The organism is Pseudomonas sp. GL93, from assembly GCF_003408955.1.
Classification (GTDB): domain Bacteria; phylum Pseudomonadota; class Gammaproteobacteria; order Pseudomonadales; family Pseudomonadaceae; genus Aquipseudomonas; species Aquipseudomonas paracarnis.
The window spans coordinates 1-26,534 of the sequence record NZ_NKRF01000076.1 but is presented as its reverse complement, the minus strand read 5'-3'; the positions used below and the strand labels follow the sequence as shown (position 1 = coordinate 26,534).

The 26,534-nt window shown below is 61.9% G+C and carries 26 protein-coding genes; 15 read left to right on the top strand and 11 right to left on the bottom strand.

Going from position 1 to position 26,534, the window contains the following annotated elements:
• The first annotated feature begins 119 nt into the window (after window positions 1-119).
• The 11 genes from CER19_RS14795 (at window position 120) to yegS (ending at window position 10,618) form a co-directional block, all read left to right on the top strand.
• Window positions 120-494 carry a chemotaxis response regulator CheY gene (locus CER19_RS14795; RefSeq protein WP_003192908.1) on the top strand — a complete coding sequence of 125 codons (375 nt, stop codon included), beginning with the start codon at window positions 120-122 and terminating at the stop codon, window positions 492-494.
• 18 nt (window positions 495-512) lie between these two features.
• A complete protein-coding gene (locus CER19_RS14790; protein ID WP_003192906.1) occupies window positions 513-1,301 on the top strand; it encodes a protein phosphatase CheZ in 789 nt (262 codons plus the stop codon).
• Between the two features lie 11 nt (window positions 1,302-1,312).
• Entirely contained in the window at window positions 1,313-3,514 is a 2,202-nt protein-coding gene (locus CER19_RS14785) for a chemotaxis protein CheA (RefSeq protein WP_116666953.1), read from the top strand.
• 48 nt (window positions 3,515-3,562) lie between these two features.
• Complete coding sequence (locus CER19_RS14780; RefSeq protein ID WP_116666952.1) at window positions 3,563-4,693, top strand: chemotaxis response regulator protein-glutamate methylesterase; 1,131 nt, start codon at window positions 3,563-3,565, stop codon at window positions 4,691-4,693.
• Entirely contained in the window at window positions 4,693-5,433 is a 741-nt protein-coding gene (locus CER19_RS14775) for a flagellar motor protein (protein ID WP_003192902.1), read from the top strand. The genes CER19_RS14780 and CER19_RS14775 overlap by 1 nt, the downstream gene beginning before the upstream one ends.
• A gap of 151 nt (window positions 5,434-5,584) precedes the next feature.
• Window positions 5,585-6,472: a flagellar motor protein MotD gene (gene motD / locus CER19_RS14770; RefSeq protein ID WP_116666951.1), complete on the top strand. Its 888-nt coding sequence runs from the start codon at window positions 5,585-5,587 to the stop codon at window positions 6,470-6,472.
• Window positions 6,473-6,523: 51 nt separating this feature from the next.
• The gene (locus tag CER19_RS14765; protein WP_116666950.1) at window positions 6,524-7,312 is read left to right on the top strand and encodes a ParA family protein; all 789 of its coding nucleotides are present in this window, start codon (window positions 6,524-6,526) and stop codon (window positions 7,310-7,312) included.
• The gene (locus CER19_RS14760; RefSeq protein WP_032902451.1) at window positions 7,312-8,103 is read left to right on the top strand and encodes a CheW domain-containing protein; all 792 of its coding nucleotides are present in this window, start codon (window positions 7,312-7,314) and stop codon (window positions 8,101-8,103) included. Before CER19_RS14765 ends, CER19_RS14760 begins: the two co-directional genes overlap by 1 nt.
• Window positions 8,104-8,182: 79 nt before the next feature.
• The gene (locus tag CER19_RS14755) at window positions 8,183-8,665 is read left to right on the top strand and encodes a chemotaxis protein CheW (RefSeq protein ID WP_003192896.1); all 483 of its coding nucleotides are present in this window, start codon (window positions 8,183-8,185) and stop codon (window positions 8,663-8,665) included.
• The gene (locus CER19_RS14750; protein ID WP_098950739.1) at window positions 8,666-9,058 is read left to right on the top strand and encodes a DUF2802 domain-containing protein; all 393 of its coding nucleotides are present in this window, start codon (window positions 8,666-8,668) and stop codon (window positions 9,056-9,058) included.
• A 639-nt stretch (window positions 9,059-9,697) separates the two neighbouring features.
• A complete protein-coding gene (yegS, locus tag CER19_RS14730) occupies window positions 9,698-10,618 on the top strand; it encodes a lipid kinase YegS (RefSeq protein WP_116666947.1) in 921 nt (306 codons plus the stop codon).
• Here yegS and CER19_RS14725 read toward each other — a convergent pair.
• The 3 genes from CER19_RS14725 to CER19_RS14715 form a co-directional block, all read right to left on the bottom strand.
• A complete protein-coding gene (locus CER19_RS14725) occupies window positions 10,577-11,236 on the bottom strand; it encodes a response regulator transcription factor (RefSeq protein WP_116666946.1) in 660 nt (219 codons plus the stop codon). The two genes, yegS and CER19_RS14725, sit on opposite strands and share 42 nt — an antisense overlap.
• Window positions 11,233-12,126, bottom strand: coding sequence for a sensor histidine kinase (locus CER19_RS14720; protein ID WP_116666945.1), 894 nt, complete (start codon window positions 12,124-12,126; stop codon window positions 11,233-11,235). The genes CER19_RS14725 and CER19_RS14720 overlap by 4 nt, the downstream gene beginning before the upstream one ends.
• Before the next feature lie 259 nt (window positions 12,127-12,385).
• Window positions 12,386-12,832 carry a hypothetical protein gene (locus CER19_RS14715; RefSeq protein WP_116666944.1) on the bottom strand — a complete coding sequence of 149 codons (447 nt, stop codon included), beginning with the start codon at window positions 12,830-12,832 and terminating at the stop codon, window positions 12,386-12,388.
• A 549-nt stretch (window positions 12,833-13,381) separates the two neighbouring features.
• Here CER19_RS14715 and CER19_RS14710 point away from each other — a divergent pair.
• Both CER19_RS14710 and CER19_RS14705 read left to right on the top strand, forming a co-directional pair.
• A complete protein-coding gene (locus CER19_RS14710) occupies window positions 13,382-14,317 on the top strand; it encodes a chemotaxis protein CheV (protein ID WP_116666943.1) in 936 nt (311 codons plus the stop codon).
• A 38-nt stretch (window positions 14,318-14,355) separates the two neighbouring features.
• The gene (locus CER19_RS14705) at window positions 14,356-15,162 is read left to right on the top strand and encodes an MOSC domain-containing protein (protein WP_116666942.1); all 807 of its coding nucleotides are present in this window, start codon (window positions 14,356-14,358) and stop codon (window positions 15,160-15,162) included.
• Between the two features lie 48 nt (window positions 15,163-15,210).
• Here CER19_RS14705 and CER19_RS14700 read toward each other — a convergent pair whose 3' ends face one another.
• The 8 genes from CER19_RS14700 to CER19_RS14660 form a co-directional block, all read right to left on the bottom strand.
• Window positions 15,211-15,495 carry a pyrimidine/purine nucleoside phosphorylase gene (locus CER19_RS14700; RefSeq protein ID WP_003226701.1) on the bottom strand — a complete coding sequence of 95 codons (285 nt, stop codon included), beginning with the start codon at window positions 15,493-15,495 and terminating at the stop codon, window positions 15,211-15,213.
• A gap of 190 nt (window positions 15,496-15,685) precedes the next feature.
• Complete coding sequence (locus CER19_RS14690; protein WP_116666941.1) at window positions 15,686-16,228, bottom strand: exonuclease domain-containing protein; 543 nt, start codon at window positions 16,226-16,228, stop codon at window positions 15,686-15,688.
• A gap of 75 nt (window positions 16,229-16,303) precedes the next feature.
• Window positions 16,304-18,187 (bottom strand): acetyl/propionyl/methylcrotonyl-CoA carboxylase subunit alpha, encoded by a 1,884-nt coding sequence (locus tag CER19_RS14685; RefSeq protein WP_116666940.1) that lies wholly within the window; start codon window positions 18,185-18,187, stop codon window positions 16,304-16,306.
• Between the two features lie 109 nt (window positions 18,188-18,296).
• Window positions 18,297-19,058 (bottom strand): enoyl-CoA hydratase/isomerase family protein, encoded by a 762-nt coding sequence (locus tag CER19_RS14680; RefSeq protein ID WP_116666939.1) that lies wholly within the window; start codon window positions 19,056-19,058, stop codon window positions 18,297-18,299.
• The gene (gene atuD, locus CER19_RS14675) at window positions 19,055-20,212 is read right to left on the bottom strand and encodes a citronellyl-CoA dehydrogenase (protein WP_116666938.1); all 1,158 of its coding nucleotides are present in this window, start codon (window positions 20,210-20,212) and stop codon (window positions 19,055-19,057) included. Before atuD ends, CER19_RS14680 begins: the two co-directional genes overlap by 4 nt.
• A 68-nt stretch (window positions 20,213-20,280) precedes the next feature.
• Window positions 20,281-21,894, bottom strand: a complete 1,614-nt coding sequence (atuC, locus tag CER19_RS14670; protein WP_116666937.1) for a geranyl-CoA carboxylase subunit beta — start codon at window positions 21,892-21,894, stop codon at window positions 20,281-20,283.
• A 4-nt stretch (window positions 21,895-21,898) separates the two neighbouring features.
• Window positions 21,899-22,771, bottom strand: coding sequence for an SDR family oxidoreductase (locus tag CER19_RS14665; protein ID WP_116666936.1), 873 nt, complete (start codon window positions 22,769-22,771; stop codon window positions 21,899-21,901).
• 12 nt (window positions 22,772-22,783) lie between these two features.
• The gene (locus CER19_RS14660; protein ID WP_116666935.1) at window positions 22,784-24,562 is read right to left on the bottom strand and encodes an acyclic terpene utilization AtuA family protein; all 1,779 of its coding nucleotides are present in this window, start codon (window positions 24,560-24,562) and stop codon (window positions 22,784-22,786) included.
• A gap of 153 nt (window positions 24,563-24,715) precedes the next feature.
• On the opposite strand from CER19_RS14660, the gene CER19_RS14655 reads away from it, so the two are divergent.
• Both CER19_RS14655 and CER19_RS14650 read left to right on the top strand, forming a co-directional pair.
• A complete protein-coding gene (locus CER19_RS14655) occupies window positions 24,716-25,339 on the top strand; it encodes a TetR/AcrR family transcriptional regulator (protein ID WP_034126813.1) in 624 nt (207 codons plus the stop codon).
• A gap of 92 nt (window positions 25,340-25,431) precedes the next feature.
• Window positions 25,432-26,220 (top strand): ABC transporter substrate-binding protein, encoded by a 789-nt coding sequence (locus tag CER19_RS14650; RefSeq protein WP_116666934.1) that lies wholly within the window; start codon window positions 25,432-25,434, stop codon window positions 26,218-26,220.
• The last annotated feature ends 314 nt before the right edge of the window (window positions 26,221-26,534 follow it).

Genomic DNA, 26,534 nt, shown 5'->3' with positions numbered 1-26,534 from the left:
CGCGGCTGTGTGCCGTGGTGCCCTGGGCAGTCCTTTTTGTGTAACGCCTGTTGATTGAAATGGCGCGTCCAGGTGCTGGGCGCGTTTAAGACTGCTTGGAGGTCGAATTGGACAAGAACATGAAAATCCTCATCGTTGATGACTTCTCAACGATGCGGCGGATCATTAAAAACCTGTTGCGTGACCTTGGGTTCACCAACACGGTCGAGGCGGATGACGGCCTGACGGCCATTCCGATTCTCAACAGCGGGAGCATCGACTTTCTGGTAACCGACTGGAACATGCCGGGCATGACCGGTATCGACCTGCTGCGCCACGTGCGCGCCGATGAAAAACTGCGCAGCCTGCCTGTGCTGATGGTGACCGCCGAAGCCAAGCGTGAACAGATCATCGAAGCCGCCCAAGCCGGGGTCAACGGTTACGTGGTCAAGCCATTCACGGCACTGGCCTTGAAAGAGAAGATCGAGAAAATCTTCGAACGCATCCACGGCTAATGCCATCGCGGGGGAGCTATGGAGCATAACGAAACGTCACAGGGCGACTTTGAGTCGACCCTGAAAAAACATGCTCACCAGTTGGTCGACAGCCTGGAAAAAGGCCAGTTCGCCGATGCGGTGCAGTTGATCCATGAGCTTAACCAGACCCGTGACCGCGGCCTGTACCAGGAAGTGGGCAAGCTCACACGCGAGCTGCACAGTGCGATCGTCAATTTCCAGATTGACCCGCGCATGCCCCAGGCCGAAGAAATTTCCCAGATCACTGATGCCACTGAGCGCCTGTCCTATGTGGTCAGGCTGACTGAGGCGGCGGCCAACCGCACCATGGACCTGGTGGAAAATGCCACGCCCCTGGTCAATGGCATGGCCACCGAAGCCCAGGCCTTGAGCCAGGACTGGGGCCGCTTCATGCGCCGCGAAGTCGGTGCTGAAGAGTTTCGTGAATTGGCGCGTCGCGTTGACGGGTTCCTGTCGCGCAGCGAACAGGAAAACCGCACGGTGGCCAGCAACCTCAACGACATCCTGCTGGCCCAGGATTACCAGGACCTCACCGGCCAGGTGATCAAGCGCGTGACCCAGTTGGTCACCGAAGTGGAAAGCAACTTGCTCAAATTGGTGCTGATGGCCGGCCAGGTCGATCGTTTTGCCGGCATCGAACATGACCGTGAAGCGATCCTCTCGGAAAAAGATCCACAAAAACATCTCGCCAAGGGTGAAGGTCCGCAGATTCATGCCGATAAACGTGAAGACGTTGTGTCAGGTCAGGATGACGTAGATGACCTGTTATCCAGTTTAGGCTTCTAAGGAGCACCCACATGAGCTTCGGCGCCGATGAAGAAATCCTTCAGGATTTCCTTGTAGAGGCCGGCGAAATTCTAGAGCAACTGTCCGAACAACTGGTCGAGCTGGAAAGCCGACCGGATGATGCGAACCTGCTCAATGCAATTTTTCGCGGTTTTCACACTGTAAAAGGGGGCGCCGGCTTCCTCCAGCTCCATGAGCTGGTGGAGTGCTGCCACATCGCCGAGAACGTCTTCGACATCCTGCGCAAGGGTGAGCGTCACGTTGACTCGGAATTGATGGACGTGATTCTCGAAGCACTGGATGCGGTCAACGGCATGTTCAGCCAGGTGCGTGAACGTGCACCGATCACGGCGGCTACCCCGGAACTGCTGGCCGCCCTGGCGCGCCTGGCCGAACCTGCCGACGCCGCGGCTGCGCCGATGGTCGAGGCCGCGCCGGAGCCGGTGGTGCAAGCCGAGCCGGACGTGACCGACAGCGAGTTCGAACAACTGCTCAACTCCCTCAGCGCGGTCAAGGCCGAAGCTGAGGCGCCGGTGCAGCCCGCCGTGACGCCGAGCAGCGAAGACATCACCGACGCCGAATTCGAGTCGTTGCTCGACCAGTTGCACGGCAAAGGCCAGTTCGCGGCGGATGCCGTGGCCCCGCCTGCCGCAGCGTCAGAAGCACCCGCTGGCAACGCCAGCACCGACATTACCGACGACGAATTCGAGGCACTGCTCGACCAACTGCATGGCAAAGGCACCTTTGTGGCCGAAGCCCTGCCCGAGGTGGCGGCCACTGCCGCTGCTGCGCCAGCGGCCAGTGCCGCACCGGCCGGCGACGGGCTGATCTCGGATCACGAATTCGAGGCACTGCTCGACCAACTGCATGGCAAAGGCAAGTTCAGCGAAGTGGCCCCGGCCGCTGCCGCCCAGGTTGCAGCACCAGCGACTGCGGCACCGGTTGCTGCCAAACCTGCGCCGGCTGCCAAGCCAGCACCTGCCGCCGCCCCGGCCCCTGCGCGGGCAGCGGCCCCGGCAGCTGCGGAAAAACCCGCCAGCGAAGCCGAAACCACTGTGCGTGTGGACACCGCGCGCCTGGACGACATCATGAACATGGTGGGCGAACTGGTGCTGGTGCGTAACCGCCTGGTGCGCCTGGGCCTGAACAGCGGCGACGAAGCCATGCAGAAGGCCGTGTCGAACCTCGACGTGGTCACCGCCGACCTGCAAACCGCGGTGATGAAAACGCGGATGCAGCCGATCAAGAAAGTCTTCGGCCGTTTCCCGCGCCTGGTTCGCGACCTGGCGCGCCAGCTCAAGAAAGAAATCAACCTGGAACTGGTGGGCGAAGAAACCGACCTGGACAAAAACCTCGTCGAGGCCCTGGCCGACCCGCTGGTCCACTTGGTGCGCAACGCGGTCGACCACGGCGTAGAAACCCCGGAAGAACGCGAAGCCGCCGGCAAGTCCCGCAACGGCAAAGTGATTTTGGCGGCGGAGCAAGAGGGCGACCACATCCTGCTGTCGATCACCGATGACGGCAAAGGCATGGACCCGACCATCTTGCGCAATATCGCGGTCAAGCGCGGCGTGATGGACAAGGACGCCGCCGACCGCCTGACCGACACCGAGTGCTACAACCTGATCTTTGCGCCGGGCTTTTCGACCAAAACCGAGATATCCGACGTGTCCGGGCGTGGCGTGGGCATGGACGTGGTGAAAACCAAGATCAGCCAACTCAACGGCTCGATCAATATCTACTCGACCAAGGGCCAGGGCTCCAAGATCGTCATCAAGGTGCCGTTGACCCTGGCGATCATGCCGACCCTGATGGTGATGCTGGGCAACCAGGCGTTCGCCTTCCCGCTGGTCAACGTCAACGAGATCTTCCACCTCGACCTGTCGCGCACCAACGTGGTGGACGGCCAGGAAGTGGTGATCGTGCGCGACAAAGCGTTGCCGTTGTTCTATCTCAAGCGTTGGCTGGTGGCCTCGGCCGCCCATGAAGAACAACGCGAAGGCCATGTGGTGATTCTGTCCGTGGGTACCCAGCGCATCGGCTTTGTGGTCGACCAACTGGTGGGCCAGGAAGAAGTGGTGATCAAGCCTTTGGGCAAGATGCTGCAGGGCACCCCGGGCATGTCGGGCGCAACCATTACCGGTGACGGTCGCATCGCACTGATTCTCGATGTTCCGAGCATGCTCAAGCGTTACGCCGCACGGCGTATTTGATTCTGGTGGGGCAGGGCGGTCCTGCCCGCCCCGCCTAACGGAGTGTTTATGGCAGTCAAGGTCCTGGTGGTGGACGATTCGGGTTTCTTCCGCCGCCGCGTCTCGGAAATTCTTTCCGCTGATCCAACGATCCAAGTGGTCGGCACGGCCACCAACGGCAAAGAGGCGATCGATCAAGCCATTGCCTTGAAGCCGGACGTGATCACCATGGACTACGAGATGCCGATGATGGATGGCATCACGGCCGTGCGCCACATCATGCAACGCTGCCCCACACCGGTATTGATGTTCTCGTCGCTGACTCACGAAGGCGCGCGGGTGACCCTCGACGCCTTGGATGCCGGCGCGGTGGATTTTTTGCCGAAGAATTTCGAAGACATCTCGCGCAACCCCGACAAGGTCAAACAGATGCTGTGCGAGAAGGTGCACAGCATCTCACGCAGTAACCGTCGCAGCCTGTTCAGTACACCTGCGCCAGCCCCTACGCCTGCGCCCGCAGCGGCGGCGCCCAGCGCTTCGTTTGCGCGCCCGGCCCCTGCGCCCGTGGCCCGGCCGGCGGTAGCACCGGTGCGTGCCGCCGCAGCGCCGAGTGCGCATTCGCCGGCGCCTAAGCGCAAGGCTTACAAGCTGGTCGCCATCGGCACCTCCACCGGCGGCCCGGTGGCCTTGCAGCGTGTACTGACCCAACTGCCGGCCAACTTCCCGGCGCCGATTGTGCTGGTGCAACACATGCCGGCGGCGTTCACCAAAGCCTTCGCCGAGCGCCTGGACAAGCTGTGCCGTATCACCGTCAAGGAAGCCGAGGATGGCGACATCCTGCGTCCTGGCCTGGCACTGCTGGCGCCGGGCGGCAAGCAGATGATGGTGGACGGGCGTGGCGCGATCAAAATCCTGCCGGGCGATGAGCGCCTGAACTACAAACCGTGCGTGGATATCACCTTCGGTTCGGCGGCCAAGTCCTACGGCGACAAAGTTCTGGCGGTGGTGCTCACCGGCATGGGCGCCGATGGCCGTGAAGGTGCGCGCCTGCTCAAGCAGGGCGGCAGCGCGATCTGGGCCCAGGACGAAGCCAGCTGTGTGATCTATGGCATGCCCATGGCCATCGTCAAGGCTGACCTGGCCGATGCGGTCTACAGCCTGGACGACATCGGCAAGCACCTGGTGGAGGCCTGCCTCTGATGGATGTCTTGAGCCTGATCGGCATCACCATGGCATTTGTCGCCATCATTGGTGGCAACTACCTGGAAGGCGGCCACCTCGGCGCCTTGGCCAACGGCCCGGCAGCGCTGATCGTGATCGGTGGCACCGTGGGCGCGGCATTGTTGCAGTCGCCCCTGAGCTCGTTCAAGCGTGCCATGCAGATTTTGGTGTGGATCATTTTTCCGCCACGGGTCGACCTGGCAGGCGGCATCGACCGCGTGGTCAATTGGAGCCTCACTGCCCGCAAGGAAGGCCTGCTGGGCCTGGAAGGCGTGGCCGATGCCGAGCCTGACAGCTACGCGCGCAAAGGCCTGCAACTGTTGGTCGATGGCGCCGAACCGGAAGCGATCCGCAGCATCCTCGAAGTGGATTTCTACACCCAGGAAAGCCGTGATATCAACGCGGCCAAAGTCTTTGAAAGCATGGGCGGCTACGCGCCGACCATTGGCATTATCGGGGCGGTGATGGGCCTGATCCACGTGATGGGCAACCTGGCTGACCCTTCGCAACTGGGCAGCGGCATTGCCGTGGCGTTTGTGGCGACCATCTACGGCGTGGCCAGTGCCAACCTGGTGTTGCTGCCGGTGGCCAGCAAGCTCAAGTCGATTGCCATGCGCCAGTCGCGTTATCGCGAAATGCTGCTCGAAGGCATCCTGTCGATTGCCGAGGGCGAAAACCCGCGCTCCATCGAATTGAAGCTTCAGGGCTTCATGGATTGATGCACATGAGCACCCGTATCCCCGTAGGAGCGAGCTTGCTCACGAAGAACCTGAGAGCGCCGCGTGCATCCAGAATGCCCGCGCCTGTATTGACGTCTTTCGCGAGCAAGCTCGCTCCTACAGTGGGGTGGGTGTGTGGGGGGGAGTGCCTGTGAGCCGTCGCCGTCGCGAGCCTGAAGAACATGTCAACCACGAGCGCTGGCTGGTGTCCTACGCGGACTTCATCACCTTGCTGTTTGCGTTTTTCGTGGTGATGTATTCGATTTCGTCGGTCAACGAAGGCAAGTACAAGATCATTTCCCAGGCGCTGGTGGGCGTGTTCAACGATACCGAGCGTGCGCTCAAGCCGATCCCCATCGGCGAAGAGCGGCCCAAGACCGTGACCCCGGCCAAGCCTCTGGTCAATGACAGTGATGAAACCGCCGCAGGCATCGGCGGCACCAGCGACCCGCTCAAAAGTATCGCCGACGATATCAGTGCCGCCTTTGGCGACCTGATCAGTTCCAATCAGATGACCGTACGCGGCAACGAGTTGTGGGTGGAGATCGAACTCAACTCCAGCCTGTTGTTCGCCAGTGCCGATGCATTGCCCAGTGACCAGGCGTTCACCATCATCGACAAGGTCGCTTTGATCCTCAAACCGTTTGAAAACCCGATCCACGTGGAAGGCTTCACCGACAATTTCCCCATCAGCACTGCGCAGTACCCGACCAACTGGGAACTGTCCTCGGCCCGCGCGTCGAGCATCGTGCGCATGTTGGCGATGCAGGGTGTGAACCCCCAGCGTCTGGCGTCGGTGGGCTACGGTGAATTCCAGCCGGTGGCCAATAACGCCACGGTCGAAGGCCGTGCCCGTAACCGCCGGGTGGTGCTGGTGGTCTCGCGCAACCTGGATGTGCGTCGCAGCCTGACCGGTACCGGCACGGCCAATGCCACCCCGGATGCGGCGTTGAAGCGTGCTGGCACACAAACTGCACCGCCCGTTGTCAAACCGCCGGTCCGACCGAGTAACGTCAATTCTCCGTCGCTGGCTCAATAACCGTATGCAATGTCTCGGTCGCGCCTGTGCCCGCCGGGAGGAACCAACCGAATGAGAGTCTGGGCAGTTGCCAATCAAAAGGGTGGAGTCGGCAAGACCACCACTTCCATCGCCTTGGCCGGCTTGCTGGCCGAAGCGGGCAAGCGTGTGGTCGTGGTCGACCTGGACCCCCACGGTTCCATGACCAGCTATTTCGGCTACGACCCGGATGCGCTGGAACACAGCTGCTATGACTTGTTTTTGCACAAGGGCAGCGTGCCGGCGGATCTGCCTGGGCAACTGCTGTTGCCCACCAGCAACGACAGTATTTCCCTGCTGCCGTCGAGCACCGCCCTGGCCACGCTGGAGCGCCAGTCGCCGGGCCAGAGCGGCCTGGGCCTGGTGATCGCCAAGACCCTGGCGCAGCTGTGGCAGGAGTTCGATTACGCGATCATCGACAGCCCGCCGTTGCTCGGCGTGCTGATGGTCAATGCGTTGGCGGCCAGCCAGCAATTGGTGATCCCGGTGCAGACCGAGCACTTGGCGGTCAAGGGCCTGGAGCGCATGGTCAGCACCCGGGCGATGATCACCCGCTCGCGCAAGCAGGCGCTGCCGTTCAGCATCGTGCCCACTTTGTTCGACCGCCGCACCCAGGCGTCCCTCGGCACCTTGCGCGTGTTGCGCGATGCCTATCCGGACACCATCTGGAACGGCTACATTCCGGTGGACACGCGCCTGCGTGACGCCAGCCGGGCCGGGCTCACACCGTCGCAGTTCGACGGCAAGAGCCGTGGCGTGCTGGCCTACCGTGCGTTGCTCAAGCACCTGCTGTCGCAACAGCTTGTGGCGCAGGTGGCGTGATGAACCGTCCTGTCGAATTCAAGACTCGCCCGCAACTGGCACTGGAATCCTACCTGGATGCCTTGCTGCAGGATGCGACGGCCGAGGAACTGCCAGAACCGATTCTGGTACTTGAGCCTGCTGTCGAACCCGAAAGCCCGCTGGATGAATTCCAGCAGGCGGTGATGGAAGAACAGGCGCGGGATGCGCAGGGGGTGGAGGCGCCCGTGGTGGTGCCGAGCGCCCCTGCAGTGGTGGCGCCCCCGGTGGTCGAACCGCTGGTGGACGTGCACCTGCCGCCCAGCATCACGCCGCCACCGGTGACGGGCGACGGTCGCCCCTCATGGGCCGCCGAGCCGTTCGAGTGCCTGCTGTTCGACGTCGCCGGGTTGACCCTGGCGGTGCCGCTGGTGTGCCTGGGCTCGATCTATTCTCTGGAAGGCCAGGAGCTGACGCCGCTGTTCGGGCAGCCGGAGTGGTTCCTCGGCATCCTGCCCAGCCAGGCCGGCAACCTCAAGGTGCTGGACACGGCGCGCTGGGTGATGCCCGACCGATACCGCGATGATTTCCGCCAGGGCCTGCAATACGTGATCTCGGTGCAGGGCTACGAGTGGGGGCTGGCGGTGCATCAAGTCAGCCGCTCGCTGCGCCTGGACCCCAATGAAATCAAATGGCGCAGCCACCGCGGCCAGCGGCCGTGGCTGGCGGGCACGGTGATCGAACACATGTGCGCGTTGCTGGATGTCGCCGAACTGGCCGAGTTGATCGCCAGCGGTGCGGTGAAGGCAATGCCACAGAACAAACGCAGTTGATTGAACAATAAGGGCCGTGCGGTTGCGCGGCCCACTTGCACACACGCCGTCGATAGCGGCATTTGAAGGGGTCAGATGAATGAACAAGTCAGCGTCCGCACAAGGTTTGGATGATCCGATCCTGCAATGGGTGACCTTCAAGCTGGACAACGAAACCTACGGCATTAACGTGATGCGCGTGCAGGAAGTGCTGCGCTACACCGAGATCGCCCCGGTTCCAGGCGCACCAAGCTACGTGCTGGGCATCATCAACCTGCGCGGCAACGTGGTGACGGTGATCGACACCCGCCAGCGGTTCGGCCTGGACACGGTTGAAGTCAGCGACAACACCCGTATCGTGATCATCGAAGCCGACAAGCAAGTGGTCGGTATCCTGGTCGACAGCGTGGCTGAAGTGGTCTACCTGCGCCAATCGGAAGTGGAAACCGCACCGAACGTGGGTAACGAAGAGTCGGCCAAGTTCATCCAGGGCGTGTGCAACAAGAACGGCGAATTGCTGATTCTGGTTGAGCTGGACAAGATGATGAGCGAAGAAGAGTGGTCGGAACTGGAGAGCATCTGATTGTTCCTTGAGGCAGCGGTGATTGTCCTGGCCCTGTTGTGGGCCGGGACCTTGGCGTTTGTGCTGCGCTATCTGCGCCAGCAACGGGAGTTGGCCTTGCAACAGGCCGAGCGCGATGCGGTGCGTGACCGGCGCATCCTGGAACTGGTCAAGCGTGTTGATCATTTCCAGCAAAGTGCGGTGCGGGTTGGGGATGAAGTGCATGAACTGCGCGCGATTCTCGCGCCGTTGCCCGACAGGTTGGTGCAGTTGGAGCAGCGGGATCCGTCGAACCTGTCGTTTGCCCAGGCGGCCAAGCTGGTCGGCATGGGCGCGACGGTGGATGAGTTGACCCAGTCGTGCGGGCTGACCCAGGCCGAGGCGCAGTTGATGAGCAAGTTGCACAAGAGCTGATTCTCGACGCGGCCTGGCCGCCGCAGCAATCAACTGTGGGAGCTGCCTGCGATGACGGCTTGCCAGCCGACGCTTCTCTACCTGACACCCCACCATCCAACTGTGGGAGCGGGCTTGCTCGCGAAGGCGGCCTGACAGGCGACACAGTTGGATTGTGTACATATCCATTCCTGCGATAACGGCCACTTAGGGTTCCGCCCTGACGGCGGCTCACTTTCGAAAAGCGCGAAAGTAAGCAAAGCGCTCTTGCCCCACCACTCGGCACCTCGCCTAGGCTCGGTGTGCCCGAACGCAGGCTTGAATCCGTGGGCCGCCGCCACGCACCATCCATGGCGCGGGGCGGCTAACCCGGCGTCCTGCCGGGTTACCCACGAATTCAAGCCTGCGTTCGGCCAGCGTGGTTTAACGGGGCGCCTAAGATCAAAAGCAGATCAAGATCAAGAGCGGCTCGCTTCGCATCGTGGTTACCTTTGGGCGGCAGATTGGACATCTCTGTCGATTGAACTGCCGCCATCGCAGGCAACCCAGCTCCCACAGTTTGATCTGTGTACTTCAATCAATTTTCTCCAGCCACAGACTTTTCCTATTCCCCAAGGGTCAACATCCTTCATGCACCTTTGACCCAGGAGATTCCCCCAAATGACCGCCCCCAAAGCCCTGTTAATCCTCCACGGCAAACAAGCCCTCAACGAGGATGTGCGCGCCGCCGTGCTGGCCCGGCGTGAGCAGGGTTGGGAATTGGCCGTGCGGGTGACGTGGGAGGGCGGCGATGCCCGGCGCCTGGTCAATGAAGCCCTGGCCCAGGGGTACACTCATATCATTGCCGGCGGTGGCGACGGCACCCTGCGCGATGTGGCCGAAGCCATGGCCTATGCCAGCGCTGACGCTAGCCTGGTGCTGATGCCCCTGGGCACCGCCAATGATTTCGCCAAGGCCGCCGGCGGGCCGTTGGGGCCGGCTGGCGCCCTGGCCTTGCTGGACGTACAGCCCCGGGCCATTGACCTCGGCCAGGTCGGCCAGCAAATCTTCCTGAACATGGCCACCGGTGGTTTTGGCAGCCAGGTCACGGCCAACACGTCCGAAGACCTGAAGAAGGTCCTGGGCGGTGCCGCCTACCTGTTCACCGGTTTAACCCGCTTCAGTGAATTGAAAGCCGCCTACGGTGAGTTGGAAGGCCCGGATTTTCACTGGAAAGGCGAGCTGCTCGCGCTGGGCATCGGCAACGGTCGCCAGGCCGGTGGTGGGCACGTGCTGTGCCCTGGCGCATTGGCTGATGACGGGCTGCTGGATGTCAGCATCCTGCCGGCGCCCCAGGAAGTGGTCGGCACGCTGCGTGAATTGATGAACAACGGCTGGGGCCTGGACACCATGTTCGTGCGCGCACGCCTGCCGTGGGTGAAGATCAAAGTCGCACAAGGCTTGTACATCAACCTCGACGGCGAGCCGCTGGAAGGCGACGACCTGCACTTCGAGGCGCTGCCCAAGGCCCTGCGCGTGCACTTGCCGCTGGGTTCGCCGTTAGTCGTCCAGGCTGATGATCTGCTCACGCACGGCAAATAACACCAGGCCCGCCACGTCAAAAATCTGCAAGCGCTTCATGATCTGCGAGCGATGGGCTTCGACAGTCTTGATGCTCAGGCCCAGGCCGTGGGCAATTTCCCGGGTGGATTTGCCGCGCACGATCAAACGCAGGATTTCCAGTTGACGCGCCGTCAGGCTGTGGCTGTGGGCGACAGGCGCGCTGGGGACCTGGTTACGGATCAGCGCCTGGTTGATCACTGTGTGGGCGATGGCGGGGCTCAGGTAGCGTTCGTTGTTACGCAGGGCCAGCAGGGCATGTTCCAGCTCGTTGGCGGTGGTGTCCTTGAGCAGGTAGCCGTGGGCGCCGGACTCCAGTGCGCGCATGATCAGGTCCGGCTCGGTGTGCATCGACAGAATCAGCACCTTGCACGTGGGGTAAAAACGCTTGAGTTGCTGCAAGGCATCCAGCCCGCCGGTGTGCTTCATCGACAGATCGAGCAGCACGATATCTGGCTGCAAGGCACTGTATTGCTCCAGCAGTTGCGCGCCATCGCTGGCTTCGCCAATGACGCTGTAGCCGGGAATATCCAGAATCAGCGCACGCACGCCGGCGCGGATCAAGGCATGGTCATCGACCAGGAGCAGATTGCAGGTCACTGGAGAACCTTATGGGCACTGGCCCGTTCGAGGGCGCGGGGTGCCCAGGGGAAAAGTGCGTGGATGCGTGTGCCGTTGCCTGGCTGGCTGCTGACGGACACGGTGCCGCCCAGCTGGTGTGCCCGTTCGCACATACCGGCCATGCCCCGTTGGCCTTCCTTGCCGGGGTCGGCGGCAGGTGCAAAGCCCTGGCCGTCATCGCAGATCGTCAGTGACAGCCCTTCAGGCAAACGTTGCAGGCGCACCAGCAGGTTGTGCGCCTTCGCATGGCGCAGCATGTTGGGGACCGATTCCTGGGTGATGCGAAAGGCCGCCACGGCCATTTCTTCGGGGATGCCGGTGAGTCGTTGCTGGCACTCCAGGCTCCAGCACACCTGGGTATTTTCCAGGGTTTTAAGCAGGTGCGCGCGCAGGCTGGCTTCCAGCCCCAGGCTTGCCAGTTGGCGAGGGTTGAGAATGGCGGACACGTCGCGCACCTTGGCCAGGGTTTCGTTGAGCGTGTTACACAGCACCGAGCAATGACTTTGCAGGTCTTGGGGCAGGCGACGCTGCAGCCATTCGCTTTGCAGCTTGGCGGCGGTCAGCAGTTGGCCGATGTCATCGTGCAGCTCGCGGCTGAGGCGGTGGCGTTCGTTTTCCTGGACTTGCAGCAGGCGGTCGGCCAGTTCCTGGGGCTCGAACTTGATAGCTTTGCGCGAATTCCACTGTTGCAGCCCCCCCACCACCAGCGTGGCGAAGTTGAGCAGCAGGATCAGCAACGGCAGCGGCGCGTCCTGCAGATAGGCCCACAGGCTGGCCAGCAATGAGCACAGGCACAGCGCAAGGGTGAGGCGGCGCACATGGCTGCGGGACACGGACCTGGCGATAAGTGACTTGAAACTGGCGTACATAGCGGATGGAGCCAATGAGGGTTCACTGCGGTGAGACCGGTTGACCGGGCTCTGTTTGGAGTGCGCTGCCAAATCGTCTTTAAGCATGTTGAAGTTAAATCACTTCGAGCGGGGCATAGTACCACCCCGCTTACCGTTGGTCGCCTGATTGGTTTATGGCTCACACAAATACTCTGGGCGTTAATCCCAGAGTTGAAAGCGGAAAGTTGTATTAACTAAGTTGGTTTGTATAATTATTGCGTTGATGGCTAATTGATATTTATTGCGCGCGTCGATCATGCTGCGGATTGTATTGGTGGTCTTTTTGCGGGATCTGCAAGCTGACCGCCTCAATCAACGACGATTGCTCATCTTCATCCAGGCTCAGCTTGCCAGTACGGATATCGATCAGTTCCAGTTGCCAGGCCAGTAGCGTCAGGCAGGCATGCAAGGCATCCAGTGCCTGGTCATGCAATTGCATCGGGCTCACAGCATTGGCAATCAGGTATTGAATCTGCCGGGAGAACTCGCTGATGGCCTGCAATGCAAGGCAGTCTGCGCTCTCGGCGAGCTTGCTCAGGCTGGCTTTCATGCAGTCGATAGCGTCACTGTCGTTTCGAATCAAATGCAGATGGTTCAAGCACTCTTCTGACCTGATCAGCAGCTTTTCAGCCTCGTGCAGGAACTCGGGAAGTACAAGTTGCCACTCGTTACCGTCGTTCATCATGCAAGTCTCCACAACTTAAGGTCGGGTGATGAGATGTCGCACCGGGTGAATGGCTTAAAACTAGCGCTGAAACACGACTGGGGTGTGTAGGTTGCTTCCGATAATCCAGTAGGACGTTTATTGAAAAGCTCACGAATGCCGCCTTTAGCCGCTGTTATGCGGGATGACGCAACTTCAGTTGCCGATACGTGAGTGCCTGAAAGGCCCGTAGACCAAGGGCTTGGGTTGGCAAACAAAAGCCTGACTCCATTCATGCAATGAGAATGGCGTCACATTAATGGCTATTAGATATCGCGAATATCAGGTTAGGCCTGATTGCGTATAGGGGAATCCCTTATGACGTGGAACCGCGCGCCGATTCGAGTGTCGTGCACGGTCATTGTAAGTATTCGGAAGAGGTGAATGCAGTAAAGCATGATGTCAGTGTGACATCAATGTGTTCGCGTGGCATTTTAGCAGGGTCAAGGTTTGGCGCTTGCCGCCGATAACCGCCTATACGAACCGCACACCCCTTTCAGCGCACACCTGCGTGTACACCAGGAGCTTTCAATGGCCGGCATTCTCGACACGGTAGATCAACGCACGCAATTGGTGGGTGAGAATCGCCTGGAAATTCTCATGTTCCGCCTCTTCGGACGGCAGTTGTTCGCGATCAACGTGTTCAAGGTGCAGGAAGTCCTGCAACTGCCCAAGCTGACCCTGATGCCCCAGCGCCACCCGTTCGTGTGCGGGGTGGTCAACCTGCGTGGCCAGACCTTGCCGGTGATCGACTTGTCCCAGGCCATCGGCATGCGGCCTTTGGTGCCGGGCCCCAACAGCACCATTATCGTCACCGAGTACAACCGTTCGGTGCAGGCGTTTCTGGTGGGCGGCGTTGACCGCATCGTCAACATGAACTGGGAAGCCATCCTGCCGCCGCCGACCAGCGCCGGTCGCCAGCACTACCTCACGGCCATCAGCAAGGTCGACGACCAGTTGGTGGAAATCATCGACGTGGAAAAAGTCCTCGCCGAGATCGTGCCCTACAGCGCCAAGGTCTCCCGGGAAAAACTCGAAGACCCGGTGCTTGAGCGTGCCCGTGGCCGTGAAGTGCTGCTGGTGGATGACTCCAACGTGGCTTTGTCGCAGCTGCGTGACACCCTGGGCCAGTTGGGCGTGAAGATGCACGTCGCCAGCGATGGCCTCAAGGCACTGAACATGCTCAAGGCCTGGGCCGACAGCGGCCAGGTGATGACTGATAAACTGCTGATGATCTTCACCGACGCCGAAATGCCCGAGATGGACGGTTACCGTCTCACCACCGAGATCCGCAACGACCCGCGCCTGCGTGGCCTCTACGTGGTACTGCATACCTCGCTGTCGGGCAGCTTCAACGACTCGATGGTGAAGAAGGTCGGCTGCGACAATTTCCTCTCCAAATTCCAGCCGGACAAGCTGGTGGACGTGGTGCGCCAGCGACTGATGTTGGACGAAATGCCCGCCTGACTTTAGGATGACACTTTGTTTCCTAGGAAGGCAGGCCCATGCTGCATCTCAGCGCGTTGTACCGTTACCCCTTGAAGTCCGGCAAGGCCGAAGCCTTACAGCAGATTGGCCTGGATAAACTCGGGTTGGGCGGGGATCGACGCTGGATGCTGGTGGATGAAGCCAGCGGACGGTTCTTGACGCAGCGCGCCGTGGCGAAGATGAGCCAGCTCTCGGCGTTGTGGAACAGCAACGGGGGCCTCACCCTGAGTTCGCCGGGCTACGCGCCGCTGGATGTGGCATTGCCGGGCAGCGCCAGCGAACTGCGCGGTGTGACCATTTGGCGTGACACCCTGCGCGTGCCGGATGCTGGCAACGAGGCCGCGGCCTGGGTCAGCGCGTTCATTGGCAAGCCGACGCGCCTGGTGCAACTGCCCCTGGAACGTGCGCGCACCACCGAAGCCGGGTATGGCAAGGATGACGACAAGGTCGGCTTCGCTGACGGCTACCCGTTGCTGTTGATCGGCCAGGGCTCCCTCGACGACTTGTGTGAAAAGATCGGCCGCCCGATGGAGATGCTGCGCTTTCGTCCCAACCTGGTCATCGAAGGCGCCGAGGCTTTCGCCGAAGACGGCTGGAAGCGCTTGCGCATCGGCGACGTGGAGTTTCGGGTGGTCAAGCCGTGCTCGCGGTGCATCCTCACCACCATCGACCCCCAGACCGGTGAGCGCAGCCCCGACCGCGAGCCCTTCGCGACGCTGGAAACCTACCGCAAGACTGAAAAGGGCGCGATGTTCGGCCAGAACCTGGTCAACGACGGCATTGGGCGCCTGGAAGTCGGCATGCCGGTAACGGTGCTGGAATAAAAAAGCCCGTCTCGTGGGAGACGGGCTTTCTTGTGTGCCGGGTACCGCTTAGCCGCGGTATTCACACAGGTAGGCGGTGTCCACCGCAACTTTCAACTGGAACTTGCTGTTGGCCGGTACGTTGAACTGGCTGCCGGCAGCGAAGGTTTCCCAGTCGCTGCTGTCAGGCAGCTTCACGGTCAGGGCGCCGGAGACCACGTGCATTATTTCACGTTGGGCGGTGCCGAATTCGTATTCACCCGGAGCCATCACGCCGATGGTCGCCGGCCCTTCTGCGGTGCCGAAAGCGATCGACTTGACGGTGCCGTCGAAGTACTCGTTGACTTTGAACATGGGTGGATCCTCGGAAAAAGGTCAAGGCTTACGCCAACCACTGTAGGAGCGAGCTTGCTCGCGAAAAACCTGAGAACACCGCGTTTAACCAGAAGCGCTGGGTTATCGTTGGCGATCTTCGCGAGCAAGCTCGCTCCTACAGAGCAGCAGGAAAATGGCTGGCCAGTATGCCCAAGGCTGCAAGCGCTGCCTAGACCGGTAAAATCAATGGCAGCAGGCGCGCGGTATTGCGTGCATCTTCCAGGGCGCGATGCTGCTGGCCATTGAACTGCATTCCGGCCAATTGCAGCGCACCATTGAGCCCCAGCGGCTTGTCCAGGCGCCGGGCCTTGGCAAAGCGTTGCTTGAGGTTCACATGCGGGGTGTCGCCCAGGGCGCTGGTGAGGCCATGGCGCTGCCACTCCAGCTCAAGCTGCACGCGATCATAGTCACCCCAGCTGGCCCAGCCTTCCAGGCGTGGCTGATGTTGGCCCAGCCAGCGCTCGAACAGCGGCCACACCTCGGTGATCGGCGCGGCCATGTCGATATTGGCCTGGGTGATATGGGTGAGTTTGCGGCAAAAGGGTGTCAGCAATGGCCGCCGCAAGGGCCGCACAAAGCGCTGGAAGTGGTCCAGTTCGCGGCCCTGGCGGTTGACCAGGCTGGCGCCGATCTCGATGACTTCCATCTCCGTCACGGGCCAGCCGCCGTCATCCGTTGTGGCTTCAAGGTCAATAATCAGCCAATGAGGCATGGTGCAGGTTCCCGTACTCGTCCCTTCCTGATGGGGATAGAGCGTAGCCCGGCCCTGTAGTTCCGCCTAAGGGCGTTATTCGATCTCCAGCAAAACCTGACGGTTGCGCACTTGATCGCCCGTCACCACGCGCATCTGCTTGACGGTGCCATCAATACCGGCCTTTAAGGGGTGCTCCATTTTCATCGCTTCAAGCACCAGCAAAAGCTGGCCTTTACTGACGCTCTCACCGACACGCACACGTATATCGACGATGGCGCCGTCCATGGGCGCCTGGACCATGCCATTGCTGGCGTCGGCCGGGCGGCTGGCGACTTGCTGGGTGCGGTCGGTGACGGTCAGCCCTGGTAGCCATAGCCGGTTGCCGTCCAGGTGATAAGCGATGCGGCGGCGGACCCCCTTGATGACCAGGCTGGCGTGGCGGCCGTCGGTGCTGAGTTGCAGGTCGTCAACGCTGACGCTGTGGAGTTGGCCGTTCACCTCCAGGCGGTACGTTACGGGGACACTCGCCGTATTGCGCCAGCGCGCGAGTGTTTGGGTGTGCTGGTTGGCGCTGTGTTGATAAAACAGCGCGGCGGCCAGCTTGAGCTGTTCAGCGGTCGCCGTCTGCGGTGGGATGACGCTGAAGTGTTCGGCGATCAATCCCGTGCTGAAGTCGCCGTTAATAAAGTCCGGGTGCTTGAGCAGGTCGACGAGCAAGCGCTGATTGGTCCCCACGCCCAGCAATGTGGTGTCTTCCACGGCCCGCAGCAGTTTTCGCCGGGCTTCTTCGCGGCTGGCGCCGTGGGCGATGATCTTGCCCAGCATCGGGTCGTAGAACGGGCTGACGGTTTGGCCTTCACGCAACCCATGGTCGATGCGTACGCCGGGGGCAGGTTCCCAACGCAACACGTCACCGGTTTGCGGCAGGAAGCCCTGGGCCGGGTCTTCGGCGTACAGGCGCACTTCCATGGCGTGGCCGGTCAGGGTCACCTGTGATTGGGTGAGTGGCAGCGGTTGGCCGGCGGCGATCTGCAACTGCCAGTCCACCAGGTCGAGGCCGGTAATCATTTCGGTGACCGGGTGTTCCACTTGCAGGCGCGTGTTCATTTCCAGGAAATAGAACTGGCCGTTACGGTCGAGCAAAAACTCCACGGTGCCGGCACCCACATAGTTCACCGCCCGCCCGGCTTTGAGCGCGGCTTCGCCCATGGCCTGGCGCAGCTCGGGCGTCATCACGGGGCAGGGTGCTTCTTCAATGACTTTCTGATGGCGGCGCTGGATCGAACAGTCGCGTTCGCCGAGGTAGATGAGGTTGCCATGGCTGTCGCCGAACAGTTGCACTTCTACGTGGCGCGGTTCGATCAGCGCCTGTTCGAGGATCAGTTCGTCGCTGCCGAACGCATTCATGGCTTCCGAGCGTGCGGTGCGCAGTTGCTCCAGCAGCTGTTCGCGCTGGTGCACCAGGCGCATGCCACGCCCACCGCCACCGGCGCTGGCCTTGATCATCAGCGGGAAGCCGATGCGTTCGGCTTCCTGTTGCAGGGTGGCATCGTCCTGGGCACTGCCTTGGTAGCCGGCGATGCAGGGTAGGCCGGCGTCGAGCATGGCGAGTTTGGACAGGCGTTTGCTGCCCATCAGTTCGATCGCCTCGACGCTGGGGCCGATGAAGGTGAGAGTGGCCTGCTGGCAGGCGCGGGCGAAGTCGGGGGTTTCCGAGAGGAAGCCGTAGCCGGGGTGAATGGCGTCGGCGCCGGTCAGTTGGGCGGCGGCGAGGATGGCCTCTGTGTTCAGGTAGGACTGGTGTACGGGAGCCGGGCCGATGTGTACGGCTTCGTCGGCCATCTGCACGTGCAGGGCATCGGTATCCGCGTCGCTGTACACGGCCACGGTGCGGTAGCCCAGGGCCTGGGCGGTGCGCTGGAGGCGGCAGGCGATTTCGCCGCGGTTGGCGATCAGGATCTTGCTGAATGCGGGCATTGGGTTATCCCTTGGTGGTTATGGCGTGTGTTGGGGCCTCTTCGCAGGCAAGCCAGCTCCCACATTTGAAATGTGTTCCCCTGTGGGAGCTGGCTTGCCTGCGATGGCGTCATCGAGACCAACTCGGCTTTCGCTTCTGCACAAACGCCTGCGTCCCCTCAACCCCTTCCTCACTCCTCACCGCCTCGGCAAACCACTGCGCCCCGCGATCCAGCACGGTCTCAAGGGGCTCATCCACACTGGCCAACAACAAGGCTTTGGTTCGCGCATTTGCCCCCGGCGCGCACTGCAACACCTGCCCCAACACCTCATCCACCCGCTGCGCCAACGCCTGCGAGTCGTGCTCGACAAAATGCACCGCCCCCAGCCGCCCAGCCTCCACCCCATCAAACCGCGCCGCCGTCAGCGCCAGGCGCCGCGTGTGGGTAAGGCCAATACGCTTGACCACAAACGGCGCAATCTGCGCCGGCAACAAGCCCAGGCGGGTCTCGGGCAAGCCGAACTGCGCCTGGCCCTGTGCAATCGCAATATCACTCACGCACGCCAGCCCGAACCCACCGCCCAGCACCGCGCCTTGCAGTACCACGATCACCACTGGTGCCAGCGCCTGCACCTCTTGCAGCAAGGTGCCAAACGCGCGGTTCAACGCTTGCAGTTGATCCCCGGCGCCGACCAGATCCTTCACATCGGCCCCCGCACAAAAATGCCCGCCCGCGCCGCTGATCACCACGGCGCGCACCTGGCTGTCCAACTGCGCCAGTACCGCACGCAGTTCATTGACCATTTCAAGGCTCATCGCATTGCGGCATTCAGGCCGGTTGAGGGTGACGTGCAGCACGCCGTTGTGGGCTTCGAGCAGCAAGGTGTTCATGGCTTTTTACCGGGCAGGGTGCCCATCAGTTTGCAGATGATGCCCAGCATGATTTCGTCGGCACCGCCGCCAATCGACACCAGGCGCACGTCGCGATAGGCGCGGGCCACCGGGTTGTCCCACATGAAGCCCATGCCGCCCCAATATTGCAGGCAACTGTCGCTGACCTCACGGCCCAGGCGCCCGGCCTTGAGCTTGGCCATGGAGGCCAGCCGCGTGACGTCCTGGCCTTTGATGTATTGCTCGGTAGCCTGGTAGACCAAGGCGCGCAGGCATTCGATCTCGGTGGCCAGTTCCGCCAGGCGGAAGTGGATCACCTGGTTGTCGATCAAGGCCTTGCCGAAGGTCTGGCGCTCTTTGCAGTATTCAATGGTGCTGTCGATGCAGTGCTCCAGGCCCTTGATCATATTCGCCGCGCCAAACAGGCGCTCTTCCTGGAACTGCAACATCTGCATCATGAAACCCGCGCCTTCGTGGCCGATGCGGTTGCGTTGCGGTACACGCACGCCGTCAAAAAACACCTGGGCGGTCTCGGAGCTGTGCATGCCAAGTTTTTCCAGCGGCGGGCTGACGCTGATGCCGGGGCTGTTCATCGGCACCATGATCAGGGATTTGTTGATATGCGGCTTGTCGTCGGACGTGTTGGCGAGCAGGCAGATGAAGTCAGCGCTGGGCGAATTGGTGATCCACATCTTGCTGCCATTGATCACGTAGTCATCGCCATCCTTGCGCGCATGGGTCTTGAGCCCGGCCACGTCGGAGCCGGCACCGGTTTCCGAGACGCCGATGCAGCCGACCTGTTCGCCGCTGATGGCCGGGCGCAGGAACTCCTCGCGCAGTTCATCGGAGCCGAAGCGCGCCAGGGCCGGGGTGCACATATCGGTCTGCACGCCGATGGACATGGGAATGCCGCCGCAACGGATGGTGCCGAACTCTTCGGCGGCGACAATGGAGTAGCTGTAGTCCAGGCCCATGCCGCCGAAGTTTTCCGGTTTGGAAATACCCAGCAGGCCGAGGTCGCCGGCCTTGCGGAAGATCTCGTGAATGGGAAAGCGCCCGGCTTTTTCCCATTCATCCACGTGCGGGTTGATCTCGCGGTCGACGAAGGCGCGCACGGTGCGGCGCAGTTCCTGGTGTTCCTGGGTGAAGATCATTTTTATTGTTCTCCCTGTTGGGACGCGGAGCGTCCTGGTCTGCATTCCCACGCGGAGCGTGGGAACGATCAGCGCGCTACGCCGAAGGTGTTCGGTTGCAGTTGCCGCAGTTCGGCTTCGTGACAGATATCCAGCAAAAGACCGAGCAAGGTGCGGGTGTCCCGTGGATCAATCAGCCCGTCGTCCCACAGGTTGGCGCTGCCGTAGAGGGCGGTGGACTGGCTGTCGAGCTTCTGCGCGGTGACCTGTTCGAGCATGTCGAGAACCTTGGGGTCGGGCACCAGGCCGTCCTTGAGTTGCTTGGCCTCGGTGACAATGCGCAGCACCTTGCCGGCCTGTGCGCCGCCCATCACCGCGGTGCGGCTGTTGGGCCAGGCGAAGATAAAGCGTGGGTCCAGGCCGCGGCCGCACATTGCGTAGTTGCCGGCACCGTAGGAACCACCGACCACGATGGTGAGCTTAGGCACACGGGCATTGGCCACCGCCTGGATCATCTTCGCGCCGTGCTTGATCACCCCTTGCTGTTCCGACTCGGTGCCCACCATGAAGCCGGTGGTGTTATGCAAGAACAGCAGCGGCGTGCGGCTTTGGTCGCACAGCTGGATAAACTGGGCGGCCTTGCTCGCGCCCTTCGGCGTGATGGGGCCGTTATTGCCGATCACTCCCACGGCGCGCCCCTGGATATGCAGATGGGCGCAGACGGTGTGGGGGTCGAACTCGCCCTTGAATTCCAGCACGTTGGAACCGTCGGCCAGGCGCGCCAGGATCTCGCGCACGTCGTAGGGTTTTTTCGGGTCATTGGGGATCAGCCCCAACAGCTCTTCAATCGGGTGCAGCGGTTCGCGATAGGCGCGTTGTGGCGTGTGCGGCAAGCGGTCATTCCAGGGCAGCAGGCCCACAATCTCACGCACGATGCGCACGCCGTCGGCATCGTCTTGGGCCAAGTACTCAGCGGTGCCGGCGGTTTGCGCGTGCATCTGCGCACCACCCAGTTCTTCATCGGTGGCGACTTCGCCGGTGGCGGCCTTGAGCAACGGTGGCCCGGCGAGGAACAGCTTGGCCTTGCCGCGCACCACCACCACGTAGTCCGACAAGCCCGGCTGATACGCACCGCCGGCGGTGGCCGAGCCGTGCACCACGGTAATCTGCGGCAAGCCCATGGCTGACATGCGTGCCTGGTTGGCAAAGCTGCGCGCGCCTTCGACGAAAATCTCGGCGGCATAGTTGAGGTTGGCGCCGCCGCTTTCGGCGAGGGTCACCACCGGCAATTTGTTCTCCATGGCGATCTGTTGCAGGCGCAGGGATTTCTTCAGCCCGGAGGGGGAAATGGTGCCGCCCTTGATCGCGCTGTTGTTGGCCACCACCAGCATGCGCACGCCGCTGACATAGCCGATACCGGCGATCAGCCCGCCACCGGCAGCGCTGCCGTCCTTGTCGTCGTGGAGTTTGTAGCCGGCCAGGCTGGCCAGCTCCAGGAACGGCGCGCCGGGGTCCAGCAGCAGGTTGAGGCGCTCACGGGGCAGCAATTGGCCGCGCTTGTCGAACTTGGGCTTGGCTTCCTGGGCCTTGGCCAGCAGCGTGTGTTCCAGCTGGCGCAACTGGGCGATGGACGCCAGCATGGCTTCGCGGTTTTGCGCGAACGCTGGGCTGTTGGGGTCGATCAGGGTTTCAATGGTTGGCATGGCGTTATTGCTCCGCCTTGAGCACATCCGGCAGGTAGGCGCGGTGGAATCCATTGAACGGCTCGCTCGGCGCCTGCGCCTTGTGCAGCGGCCATGCGCGGCTGCCCAGGCTGGCGGCTCCGTCGATGCGCAGGGTGCTGCCGCTGATAAAAGCTGCCGCCGGGCTGAGCAGGAAGACAATGGCCGCGCTGACTTCCGACTCGGTGCCGATGCGCTTGAGCGGCACATGCTCACGCAGGGTGGGAATCACCGCCTTGAACGCGCCTTCGTAGGTGTCCATGCCGCTGGAGGCAATCCAGCCAGGCGCCACGGCGTTGACGCGCACCCCGGCATAGCCCCACTCAAACGCGGCGGTCTTGGTGAAATTGTCCATCCCTGAACGCGCCGCGCCGGAGTGGCCCATGCCGGGCATGCCGCCCCACATGTCGGCGAGCATGTTGACGATCGCGCCCCCGTGCTTGCCCATCGACTGGTTGAACACTTCCCGCGCCATCAGGAAACCGCCCACCAGGTTGGTGCGCAGTACGGTTTCAAAGCCCTTCTGATTGATCGCGGCCAGTGGCGACGGGTATTGGCCGCCGGCGTTATTCACCAGGCCATGGATGGGGCCGTGGTCGTGCAGAACTTGCGTGACCAGTGCCTTCACCGCCTCTTCATCGCGGATGTCACAGGCCAGCCAATGGGCGACGCCGCCGTCTTGGGTAATTTCCTTGGCTACCTGCTGCAACTTGTCTGGCTTGCGCCCCACCAGGATCACGCGGGCGCCAAGGGCCGCCAGTTCATGGGCGGTGCAGCGGCCAATGCCACTGCCGCCGCCGGTGACGATCAGGGTTTGCCCCTGGAACAGGTCGGCTTTGAAGATCGAGTCGAAGGCCACGGCGACGGTCCTTTAGGTGAGTTGATCGGCAATGTGTTGCGGTACGGCGATGGGGATTTCCAGCAGTTGCTGGGCGAAGGCCTTGCCTTGGGGATCGATGCGCAAACTGGCGATGCCGCCGCCGCCCAGGGCGTTTTCCAGCAGGAAGTTGAGGCTGTGGCTGCCGGGCAAGTACCAGCGCTCGACGCGGCCATGGATCGGGTCGAGCACGTGGTCCATCCAGTCGACGATCACCTCCGGGGTCAGGGCTTCGGCGATCCACGGCAGGTAGTCGGGGTGGCGGGCGATCACGCCGATATTGCTGTGGTTGCCCTTGTCACCAGAGCGCGCCACGGCGAGTTTCACCAGCGGCACACTGGCATCGGCACGGCCCTGGGGCTTGGTCGGCTCGATGGGCGCAGCGGGCGCGAGCAGTGGCATCAAGACGGGCAGCTCAACGGCATAACGTTGGCCTTGGTACTCAATGGCGACGCTACACAATGATTTGTCGACCAGGAACGAAAACAGCCGGATCAGCGGATACACCGTCGGCCGCCCTCCGACAATGCCGGTCAGCCCCGGTGCCATGCCGGTGGCCGCCTGGGCGATTTCGCGGGCGAACAGCACCAGCGCCTGCTTGCTCGGGTGCCGCACCGCCAGCTTCACCACCACTTCACGGCAATCCGTACGCCGGGCGTGGGCGCCGTAGGTGGCTTCGCTGCCGAGCAGTTCGATGTTGACGTCGGTGTAGGGCGCCCAGCCGCGCTGGCTGAACAGCTCCGAAGTCTTGTTGATGAGCGCCTGGCTGACCCGCTCGGCCTTGGCCACCGCGTCGATGCCGGCGAGCAGGCAACTGGCGGTGCAGCGAAAGCCATCGGGGTAAGTGGCGCTGACCTTGTACTGGTCGGTGGGTGGCAAGCCCTTGGCGCCGTGCAGGCGCACAGTGTGCTTGCCTTGTTGCTGCAGTTTGACCTGGCTGAAATCGCAGATCACATCCGGCAGCACATAGGCGCGCGGGTCACCGATTTCATACAGCAATTGTTCGGCCACGCTGAGTTCGCTGATCAGCCCGCCGCTGCCCTCGACCTTGTTGACGGTGAACTGGCCGTCAGCGCTGACTTCGACGATGGGGAAGCCGATGTGTTCGTAGTCGGGCACGTCACGCCCGTCGGGGAAGTTACCGCCGGTGCACTGGGCACCGCACTCGATGATATGCCCGGCCAGGGCGGCCTGGGCCAGATGATCGTAGTCCTGCCATGACCAGTTGAATTCATGCACCAGTGCCGCGCTGACCACCGCGCTGTCGACCACCCGACCGGTAATGACGATATCGGCGCCGAGCCCCAACGCCTGGGCAATGCCCGGTGCGCCGAGGTAGGCGTTGGCGGACACGCACAGGGGCGGTAGTGGGGCGCCGTTGTACAGGTCGGTGACAGGCGGCAGGTGTTTGAGTTGAGGGTGTAGATCATCGCCGAGCAACACGGCGATTTTCAGCGGGATGTGCGCGTTATCGCAGGCCGCTTGCAGGGCGGCGGCGCAGGCCTGGGGGTTGATACCGCCGGCATTGCTGATCACCCGGATGCCCTGGCGCTGGATATCCGCCAGCAGGGGTGTCAGCACCTCGACAAAATCCGTGGCGTAACCGGCCTTGGGGTCTTTCAGGCGGGCACCGGCGAGGATCGACAGGGTGACTTCCGCCAGGTAATCGAACACCAGGTAATCCAAGGCTCCGCCCTGCACCAATTGGGCGGCGGCGGTGCAAGTGTCGCCCCAGAAGGCGCTGGCGCAGCCGATACGTACCGTCTTGCTCATGAGAAATCCTTCCTCCAAGGGCTGGCGTCGAGACTACCAAGCAAGCGCTTGGTTTGTAAACTCCAGTCACAAGTTTTACCCAAGCGCTTGCTTGGGTGGCAGTCACGGCCTAAATTGCCGGCCAAGACGACAGTAGACGTGAAGGAGAGCAGCATGGATGAGCACAAAGCCCTGGGGGTGATGCGCACCATGGTCGATGGTGGCCAATTGACCGACCCCGAGAGCGCCCGCGGCAAGTTGTTGCAAACCGCAGCTCATCTGTTTCGCAACAAGGGGTTCGAGCGCACCACCGTGCGAGATCTGGCCAGCGCCGTGGGCATCCAGTCCGGCAGCATCTTCCATCACTTCAAGAGCAAGGATGAGATCCTGCGCGCGGTGATGGAGGAAACCATCCATTACAACACCGCGATGATGCGCGCTTCACTGGAGGAGGCGAGCACGGTGCGCGAGCGCGTGCTGGCGCTGATCCGCTGCGAGTTGCAGTCGATCATGGGCGGCAGTGGCGAGGCCATGGCGGTGCTGGTCTACGAATGGCGCTCGCTGTCGGCCGAAGGCCAGGCGCACGTGCTGGCCCTGCGTGACGTGTATGAGCAGATCTGGTTGCAGGTGCTGGGCGAGGCCAAGGCCGCTGGCTACATCCGGGGCGATGTGTTTATCACCCGGCGCTTCCTGACCGGCGCCTTGTCCTGGACCACCACCTGGTTTCGCGCCCAAGGCAGCCTGACCCTTGAAGAGCTGGCCGAAGAGGCTTTGTTGATGGTGCTGAAGTCGGACTGAGGCGCAAGTTATTAATTTGCTGGCGAAAGTTGTCTCCCCAAGTAAAAACGCCTAGCTTATTGGCATTGAACTCTTCAACGGTGTGTGCCTCGATGTTTTCGCCATGGCGGCTGGCTGCAGGACTTACTTTATGGGCACTGGGCACCGCCGCGTGGACGCAGGCCGGTGCCGCGCAGTTGGTGAGAATCGGCGCGGCGCATTTTCCGCCCTATACCGTGCGGCCTGAACAAGGCGCCGACACCGGGTTGCTGCCGCAATTGGTGGAGGCGTTGAACGCTGCGCAAACCGACTACCAGTTTGTGGTGGTGCCTACCTCGATACCCCGGCGTTTTCGTGACTTCGAGCAAGGCCGGGTCGACATGGCTATCTTCGAAAACCCCTCTTGGGGCTGGCAGAATATTGCCCATACCAGTGTTGATATGGGCCTGGAAGATGCAGAAATATTCGTCGCCCAGCGCCAACCCGGGCGCGACCAGAGCTACTTCGCCGACCTCACCGGCAAGCGTCTGGCGGTATTCAGCGGGTATCACTATGCCTTTGCTGACTTCAATCCCGATCCCAAGAACATGGCCGAGCGTTTCAACGCGACGTTGACCTATTCCCATGACAGTAATCTGCTGATGGTTGCTCGTGGGCGTGCAGATATTGCGCTGGTTACCCGCTCGTACCTGAGTGATTTCATGGTGCGCAACGCGGACATGGCGGGGCAGTTTTTGGTGTCGGGGCGTATTGGTCAGGTGTATCACCACTACGCGTTGTTGCGGCCAAAGGCACCGATCACGGGGGAGGCGTTTTCGGCGTTGCTCAAGGGGCTGCGCAGCAGTGGGCAGATGCTGAAGATTTTTGAGCCGTATCGTATTGATGTGACGCCGCTGCCCTAGAGCGCAGTAAATAAAATCCTTCGGGCCCAGCGGGATCAAATGTGGGAGCTGGCTTGCCTGCGATAGCGGCCTGCTAGCCGACGCTTATCTACCTGACACCCCACGATCAAACTGTGGGAGCGGGCTTGCTCGCGAATGGGGGCTGACAGTCGACGCAGTTATACCGAGTACATATCCATTCCTGCGGTAACGGCCATTTAGGGTTCCGCTTTTACAGCCATCCCTTTCAAGGTCTTTTCGTTTTGGCTGCCTTGATTACCCTGTCCGTTGAAACATGAGCATTCACCGCTGTGCCTTTTACCCATGTCTTGGGT